Here is an 8,140-nt window from a genome sequence, read left to right as displayed (position 1 = left end):
CCGTTCTGCAGCCGGATGGTGTAGTGGTAGCACGACTGACTCTGGATCAGTTCGCCAGGGTTCGAATCCTTGTCCGGCTGCCATATTATGGCCCCATCGTCTAGAGGCCTAGGATGCCGCCCTCTCAAGGCGGAGACAGGGGTTCGACTCCCCTTGGGGCTACCATGCTTATCCCGAACTTAATATATATGTATTCTTGCAAGCCGGAGATTAACGTTTTCCGGCTTTGTTAATATCTTCGGGGTGGTCTTATCTTATTACATGGAGAATTGAGGCGAATAAATATTGCGAACCCTGATTGCCACTGTATTGACCAATAGCAAGCGCAAAGATATTTACTGTGCCGTAAAAAAGCTAAGTGATGCTCAGCTTGATACTTTACGCAAAACCAACCGACCTCAGCTGGAGGAAGCCGGCTTTACCTTCATTAGATTGCTTTCCCTGGAATACCCTGAGGTTAAGGGACATGCCATATTCTTTGAGGGTCATTTCGATGAAATGCTGCGGGTCTTAAAAAGTCTGGAGAAAGGCTACCTGCTATAAATATGAATCTACTGTACCTGGCACTCAATCTTGATGTCACTGCAAAAAGTTATAAATATGCATTAGCATGCATATTTATACCGCTCAGCTACATTAAAAGCGACCGAAGTGTGTGTAGGGAACGACCCCCGTGTCGTTCCGAATCAGGCTTCGCCAGCGCTTTGTATATTTATGCAACCCTTATGCAACAAGAGGGGTTTTTGCAGTAGAGTCAATCTTTAAAATCGGGTTTTAAACATCTGAAGAAACTGCGGAGCAGTTTCAACACAGCGCTGTAACGAGGCAAGGGATTAGAACCCTCCGCCTGTTTTGTTAATAAGAGCCCGGCCGCATAAAGAAGCGGGAATTTATTCCACCTCGCATGGTTGCATTTAAGGTTGCTGAGTGCCCTCACTTTCTTATTAACCCCCCATGGCCCAGGTGCTACAACCGCCGATGAAAAGTGAGTTGGTAGGCGCTTGAATAGTAAGATGTAGTAGGAATCAATTAACCCCTCACCCCTTACCCCTCACTCCTCACTTTAATATCAAAGTCCCTGGCTTTCTTTAGCTTAAGCGCAGGCGGCAAAATTTTCGTCTGCCTACTTGCAGAACCATGGCATCCTGGAGCTCCAGGTTTTCTTCCTGGTATTTTTCCCCATTCACTTTAACTGCTCCCTGTTTAATCATCCGGCGACCATCGCTGGTGGAATTGACCATGGAATTATCGTGGAGAAACTTGGGCAGCCAAACTTCTCTTTCACCGCTATCTATTACTGGTATATCTTCTGGAATATCCCTTCGGGAAAAGACCAGCTTGAATTTTTCCTCAGCTTTCTCTGCTTCTTCTTCATTGTGATAGGTCTTTATTATTTCTTTAGCCAACCATATTTTGGCGTCCCGCGGGTTAAGCTTGCCGGATTTCATATCTTCCTGCAGTGCCATTATATTAGTCATTGGCACCTGGGTTAAAAGCTCAAAATAGCGGGCTATTAATTCATCCGGAATAGACATGGTCTTGCCAAACATTTCATAGGCTTCCTCATTGACCCCTATGTAATTGCCCAGGCTTTTACTCATCTTTTGCACGCCATCAGTTCCTTCCAGTATTGGCATGGTAAGTGCCACCTGGGGTTCAAGGCCGTATTCCCGGAGCAGGTTGCGTCCCACCAGGAGGTTGAATTTTTGATCGGTTCCCCCCAGTTCCACATCGGCACGCAACTCCACTGAATCATAAGCCTGCATCAAGGGGTACATAAACTCATGTATTCCTATGGGTAAGCCTTCACGATAACGCTTGGAAAAGTCATCCCTTTCCAGCATGCGCGCTACGGTATATTTCCCGGCCAGGTTGAGTACATCTGCCAGCTTGAGTTGCATCAACCAGCTGCTGTTAAAATGGATAACGGTCTTCTGCCGATCCAGGATTTTAAAGATCTGTTCCTGGTAAGTGGTAGCATTAGCCATTACTTCTTCTTCACTCAATTGTTTTCGGGTTTCAGATTTACCGGAAGGATCCCCAATACGGCCGGTAAAGTCCCCAATAATAAGATGAACTTCATGGCCCAGATCCTGGAATTGACGAAGTTTGTTAAGAACTACTGTATGCCCCAGGTGAATATCCGGAGCGGTAGGATCAAGGCCCAGCTTGGCTCTTAAGGGGCGCTTTTCCATGATGGAGCGGAAAAGCTTCTGGGCAAGTTCTTCCTCCGGAATGATTTCAGCCACGCCCCGCCGGATAAGTTCCATTTGTCGATTTACCTCTATCAGCACTGTTTTCTGGTCCACCATACTACCTCCTTGCTCATAAAATATAGCATTGAATTTCTTGATGTGCAATAATTTGACCTTTGCAAGCATATTGTATATAGGTTATCCACAATTCTTGCCATAAGTCGCAAGCAGGAGAATCCGTGTCTTTGTCAAATATAAATTAAAGGTCTGGTTAAGAGGATAAGACTCTTTGCCATAAGCATTCCCGGCCTAATACAGGAGGATTAAACTACAGATGACAAGCAAAGCGAAGAAAAACAAACGACCCAAAAAAAGCAGACGCAGCTGGTTGAGTACAATACTGGTAATTATTCTGGTCGCTACCGGCACAGGGGTAGGCGTTTTAGCCTACGCATCTCAAAACCTTCCTGCCTGGGATCCAAAACAACTTTCCGGAGCCAGCACTACTTTTTTATATGATGACCAGGGAAAAGTCCTGGCGGGATTACATGCCGAACAAAACCGTACTGAAATTAGCCTGGATAATGTCCCTCCCGACTTGATTAATGCCTTTATAGCTACTGAAGATCAGGACTTTTACCGCCATCACGGGGTTAACTTCAAGGGAATAGTACGAGCACTGCTGGTCAATCTAAAATCAGGCGATTTGACGGGACAAGGAGCCAGCACCATAACCCAGCAGTTGGCCCGAAACGCCTTTCTCACCTTTGACAAGCAATGGGAAAGGAAAGTTAAGGAAGTCCTGCTGGCTTTCAAACTGGAAACCCATTATTCCAAAGATGAAATCTTGAGCATGTATCTTAATAAAATTTACTTTGGCGCCGGTGCCTACGGCGTACAAGCAGCCGCCAACACCTATTTCGGCAAAGATGTAAGCAGTTTGAACCTGGCCGAGTCCTCTTTGCTGGCAGGTCTGCCGCAAAGTCCCAACTCCTATAACCCTTTCCAGTATTATGACCGGGCTAAAGCCAGGCAGCAAATGGTCTTAAATCGTATGGCCGATTGCAATTATATTGACCGCGACACTGCCCTGCAGGTTTTTGAAACTCCCCTGGTTTTTAAGAAGTCATTTAATTCCGGAAGCAGGTATGGTTACTTCATTGACGCCGTAATAGATGAAACCCTGGATATCCTGGAAGCGCGCGAAATCTATGAGGACCCGAATAACGCCATTTACCGTTCGGGGCTTAAAATCTATACCACCATGAATGCCCAGCTGGAAAGCCATGCCGAAGAGTACTTTAAGAACCTGGCTAATTTCCCCACGGAACAGAAAAAGGGGGAGCAGATTCAGTGTGCCATGGCACTCATCGACCACAGCAATGGGGAAGTGAAAGCTATCATGGGTGGTCGCTCCTATGAGCAGCGAAGGGGTTTTAATCGAGCCACCAACGCCTTGCGGCAGCCAGGGTCTTCGATTAAACCCTTGACGGTGTATGCTCCAGCACTGGAAGACGGCTATATGCCTTTCTACGCACTGGTGGATAAACCGATTTCCATTAAGGTAGGAAACACTATTTGGAGCCCGAAGAACTATGACCCAAACTATCGTGGGTTGATAAGCATGAGGACTGCGGTACAATGGTCAGTCAACACCTTTGCCGTACAAATGTTGGAAAAAATCGGAGTCAGAAGGGGTTTTGATTTTGGCAAATCCCTGGGCCTTGATCTGGTAGACACACCTGGCACCAATGATTTGAGCCTGGCTCCCCTTTCCCTGGGCGGTCTGACCTGCGGAGCCACACCTGTACAGATGGCTGCCGCCTATGGAGCTTTCGGCAACGGGGGTTTATATACCAAACCCCACTTTGTGACCCGTATTCTCGATGCTGATGGTGTGGAAATCTACCGCTCCAAATCGGAATATCACCGGGCTATGTCCGAACAAACCGCCTGGTTGATGAACAGCATGCTGCAGACTGTGGTAAGTTCCGGTACCGGTACCAACGCCCGAGTCCCCGGCGTACAAACCGGGGGCAAGACCGGCACCTCGGAGGAATATAAGGACTCCTGGTTCTGTGGCGTTACTCCCGGTTATTCTGCTGCCATATGGATGGGCTATGACCGGGAACACACTATGAACAAGGTATACGGCGGTAGCTACCCGGCCCGTATGTTCCGCTCCATGATGCAAAAAGCCCATGAAATTAAAAATCCTAAAGCCCGTCCCATGCCTGCGGGAATAGTTCAAGTGTCGGTGTGCTCGAAATCCGGCAAACGTCCTTCTGATCTCTGTTCACCGGAGCAAATCTTTTCCGACTATTGTCTGAAAGACAAAGTCCCGACAGAAACCTGTGATGCCCACAACATGGTTTCCATTTGCCCGGAATCCGGAAAACTGGCCGGTCGGTACTGCCCCAATCCGGAAATGCGTTCCCTGACCCAGGATGAAACTCCCACGGAAAAATGCGATATTCACAGCGATTTTTCCCTGCCTGCTTTATTGAACAATGAGATCTATGTCTGCCGTGACCCCCGCCATAATGGAAAACTTTATCGGGCTAACATTGCCAATCCTTTGCAATCAGGGGGCTGCGCTCCGGAATACCTGGAAAAAGTTATAGTGGATAACGAGGATAGTCTTCCCTATTGCCCCCTGGATGATCACCAATTAAAGAAAAAGAAAGCCCGCGAAGTATTCGATGACGTGATCGGGCTGTAACCTTAAAACTCAGTTGAATTCCACCACGGTGACCCCGTGGCCGCCTTCTTCCCGCAGACCATCGCGATAGCTTTTAACATAGCGATGGTCTTTCAGGTAATGGCGAACTGCGGTTCTCAGGGCTCCGGTGCCCTTGCCATGAATGATGCGTACCGAATCCAAGCCCAACAAATTGGCATCCTCCAGGTACTTGTCGATTATATACAGGGCATCTTCGGCCAATTGTCCCCGCACATCAATCTCCTTGGAAATAGTTCGGGCCTTTTCCAAAAAACTCTGGTAGCGGCGATGGCTTATTATTTCTTCTTTCTCCTGGCTGGGACTCAATTGTTCCTGTTTAACATTTAGCTTCAATATGCCTACCTGTACAAGCACTTCACCCTGACTGTTGGGACCTTTAACTACATAACCTCTTTGATTTATATGCCTTATATTAACATGATCCCCCGGCTTAATTTCAACCGGATTGCCTCCATAACAATTTTCTACTTCTCCAGGCAACTCCACCTTAATTTGCCGTATCTTTTGCCGGGCTTGCTCTACTTCGTGCCATTTGGGCGGTTCTTCTTTTTCCTTCATCAGTTCTTTAAATTCCTCAATAGCCGTATTGGCTTCCCTTTTTATATCCCGGAGGTAGCGCTCTGCTTCATAACGGGATTTTTCCATTACTTCCGTCTTTTCCTGTTCAAAGCTCTCCCTATCCTGCTCCAGTCTCTGTTCTTTCTCCAAAAGTTCAGCCTCCAGTTTTTCCGCTTCCTGCCGGGATTTTTCCACCTGGCTCTGGCTTTCTTTCAAATGGCGAATCATGTTCCCTATTTCCATTTCCCGGCGGGGCAACAATTGCCGGGCTTGCTGTACCAATTCAGCCTTCAAACCCAGGCGGGAGGCAATTTCCAGGGCATTGCTCTGCCCGGGCATACCTATGCTCAACTTATAGGTAGGCTTCAAGCTTACCGGATCAAATTCCACCGAGGCATTCTTCACCCGTTCTCTTTGATAGGCAAAATATTTCAGTTCGCTCTGGTGGGTGGTCAGTATTACACGGGAGCGTTTTTTCAATAATTCCTCCAATATTACCCGGGCGAGGGCAGCCCCCTCAGCCGGGTCAGTACCTGCCCCCACTTCATCCATCAATACCAGCGATTCCTTATCGGCTTTCTCCAATATGGCAATGATGTTGGTCATATGTGAAGAAAAGGTGCTCAAGGATTGCTCGATGCTCTGTTCATCTCCGATATCCACAAAAAGCTTCTGGAAAACGGAAATCCGGCTGTTTTCCCGCGCCGGAATAAAGAGTCCGCTTAAACCCATGAGGGTCAAAAGGCCAACGGTTTTTAATGCTACCGTTTTACCCCCCGTATTGGGACCAGTAATCACCAATACATCAAAATCACTTCCCAGTCGAATATCCAGAGGAACCGCATCCTGGCCCAGCAGAGGGTGCCGCCCCCGGCTGATCTCCAGGATTCCCTTCGTGTTTATCTCCGGGCGATAGTAATTACCCTGATATGCCAGGCGGGCCCGGGCATAGATAAAATCCAACTCACTGAGAAGCTCCTGATTCCCGGCTATTTCTACCCGATATTGCCCCACTGCCTCACTGAGTTTTCTTAAGATTCTTTCCACCTCTCGTTTTTCGTCTCTTTGCAAAGCACGGATACGATTATTGTTTTCCACTACTGCTACCGGTTCAATAAAAACAGTAGCCCCACTGGCGGATTCATCGTGAATAATGCCGCGTACCTCATGTCGGAACTCTTGTCGAACCGGAACTACATAGCGCCCTTCCCTTTCCGTAACCAGACTATCCTGCAGCCATTTCTGGGTATCGGGTGAGCGAATGAATTCCTGCAGGTAATTACGAATACGCAAGCGTAAAGTGTTGATCTGCCCCCGCAGGCTTTTTAATTCCGGTGAAGCATCATCTTTGAGTTCAGCGTCTTCACTTACGGCATTATTTATCTCATTCTCCAATCCCTTGACTTCCTCTATCTTAGAGGACAAATAAAATAAACGAGGGTATTTTCCAGCAGCAAATAGTTTCCGAACCTGGCGGGAGGAACTAAGGATATGGTATATCTCCCGCAATTCCGCTGGAGACAGAATACCCCCCACCTTGACCTTGGCCAGCTGTGACTCCACCGGCTTAAGACCATATAGAAAAGCAGGTTCCGAAAAACGCATGGCTTCCATGGCTTCACCCGTTTCATCCAGCCGCCTGCTGATAAGTTCAATATCACTGGAGGGCCTCATTTCTTCGGCCTTAATCTGTCCACCCTCAAAAGAACTAAGCCGAAACAGTTCCTCTCTTATTCGGTTATATTCCAGTTTATTTAGGGTTTTTTCATCTATTAACATAATCACAGTACTCCACGATAATAATGTCCCCTGGTAAAGGGTGAAAAAGAAGTCTCCATCAGCTCTTTTTTGTATTCATTCAGCTCCGGCCTGTATCCGGCCCTTATCTCCTGAATAGCCTTCGCATATATACCCACTATACCGGATACTTGCCTTTCATTATAGCGATAGGCTTCAATCCTTAAACTTTCTGGACCCAGAGATATCAATTTTTCCAGGTCTTCAATCATACAGAGAGTGCGGGAATTAAGCAGATAAAATCGGCAATCTCTATCGCTAAGAACCGGAAATTCAAAGCCCTTCTCATCCCGCAGGTAAAAACTATCTTGCCTGCAGTAACCAGAGCAAGCGGCATCTTTTCTGCCCATAACACTACCCAGGATACAATGCCGGGATATCATAAGGAGTAGTTCACCGTGTACCAGCATTTCAACTTTATCAATATTGCCGAAGCTTTGCAACTGCTTCCAGTTCAGTTCCGGGGATAAACAAACTCCCTCTACTCCCAGGTTCAGCAGAAAGCAAAGAGAATGAGAATTGAAAACATTTAGACTATAATCACTATGAATGGCCATACCCCGGCCCAGAAAAACTCTCAAATCTCCTAAATTCCCTACCATAAGCCTTTTGACCCCTTCTTCCAGCCAGACGTCGGGCAAGGATTTATCGCTGCAATGCCGTATTCCAGGTAAGGCAGGGACAACTTCCCTATTGCCAGTGGCTGCGGCTTGCAGCAGTTGTTTGAATTCGCTTTTTTTAGGGATACTAGCTTTACCCAGGGCCCCCAGTTGCAAGTACACTCGTCCCGCCCCCGCCTCAAGGGCACTGTATGCCTCCGCTATCCCACTAACGGTCACACTCAAAA

The 8,140-nt window shown here is 47.4% G+C and carries 5 protein-coding genes and 2 tRNA genes; 4 read left to right on the top strand and 3 right to left on the bottom strand.

The window, feature by feature from the left end; all coding sequences use genetic code 11:
- Window positions 1-9 precede the first annotated feature (9 nt).
- The 3 genes from PHP87_RS09570 to PHP87_RS09560 all read left to right on the top strand — a co-directional run bounded on the left by PHP87_RS09570 (window position 10) and on the right by PHP87_RS09560 (window position 543).
- Window positions 10-83, top strand: a tRNA-Gln gene (locus PHP87_RS09570).
- 6 nt (window positions 84-89) lie between these two features.
- Window positions 90-165: transfer RNA gene (locus PHP87_RS09565), tRNA-Glu, on the top strand.
- A 120-nt stretch (window positions 166-285) separates the two neighbouring features.
- The gene (locus PHP87_RS09560; protein WP_299920680.1) at window positions 286-543 is read left to right on the top strand and encodes a hypothetical protein; all 258 of its coding nucleotides are present in this window, start codon (window positions 286-288) and stop codon (window positions 541-543) included.
- Window positions 544-1,088: 545 nt separating this feature from the next.
- Here the strand turns inward: PHP87_RS09560 and tyrS are convergent.
- On the bottom strand, window positions 1,089-2,312 hold the full coding sequence (gene tyrS, locus PHP87_RS09555) for a tyrosine--tRNA ligase (protein ID WP_299920677.1): 1,224 nt from the start codon (window positions 2,310-2,312) through the stop codon (window positions 1,089-1,091).
- A gap of 217 nt (window positions 2,313-2,529) precedes the next feature.
- Here tyrS and PHP87_RS09550 point away from each other — a divergent pair, with 217 nt between their 5' ends.
- A complete protein-coding gene (locus PHP87_RS09550; RefSeq protein ID WP_299920674.1) occupies window positions 2,530-4,917 on the top strand; it encodes a transglycosylase domain-containing protein in 2,388 nt (795 codons plus the stop codon).
- 9 nt (window positions 4,918-4,926) lie between these two features.
- On the opposite strand, the gene PHP87_RS09545 is transcribed toward PHP87_RS09550, so the two are convergent.
- Together PHP87_RS09545 and PHP87_RS09540 are read right to left on the bottom strand one after the other, a co-directional pair.
- A complete protein-coding gene (locus PHP87_RS09545; RefSeq protein ID WP_299920672.1) occupies window positions 4,927-7,275 on the bottom strand; it encodes an endonuclease MutS2 in 2,349 nt (782 codons plus the stop codon).
- A gap of 2 nt (window positions 7,276-7,277) precedes the next feature.
- On the bottom strand, window positions 7,278-8,140 hold an 863-nt coding region (locus PHP87_RS09540; protein ID WP_299920669.1), incomplete at its 5' end, for a U32 family peptidase.

It is taken from the genome of Syntrophomonas sp. (genome assembly GCF_028707975.1).
Taxonomy (GTDB): domain Bacteria; phylum Bacillota; class Syntrophomonadia; order Syntrophomonadales; family Syntrophomonadaceae; genus Syntrophomonas.
This window is presented reverse-complemented; position numbering and strand designations above follow the sequence as displayed.

Excerpts from the sequence above, each read along its gene's own strand:
- PHP87_RS09545 (WP_299920672.1), bottom strand. The coding sequence starts at position 7,275 with ATGTTAATAGATGAAAAAACCCTAAATAAACTGGAATATAACCGAATA.
- tyrS (WP_299920677.1), bottom strand. The coding sequence starts at position 2,312 with ATGGTGGACCAGAAAACAGTGCTGATAGAGGTAAATCGACAAATGGAA.
- PHP87_RS09550 (WP_299920674.1), top strand. The coding sequence starts at position 2,530 with ATGACAAGCAAAGCGAAGAAAAACAAACGACCCAAAAAAAGCAGACGC.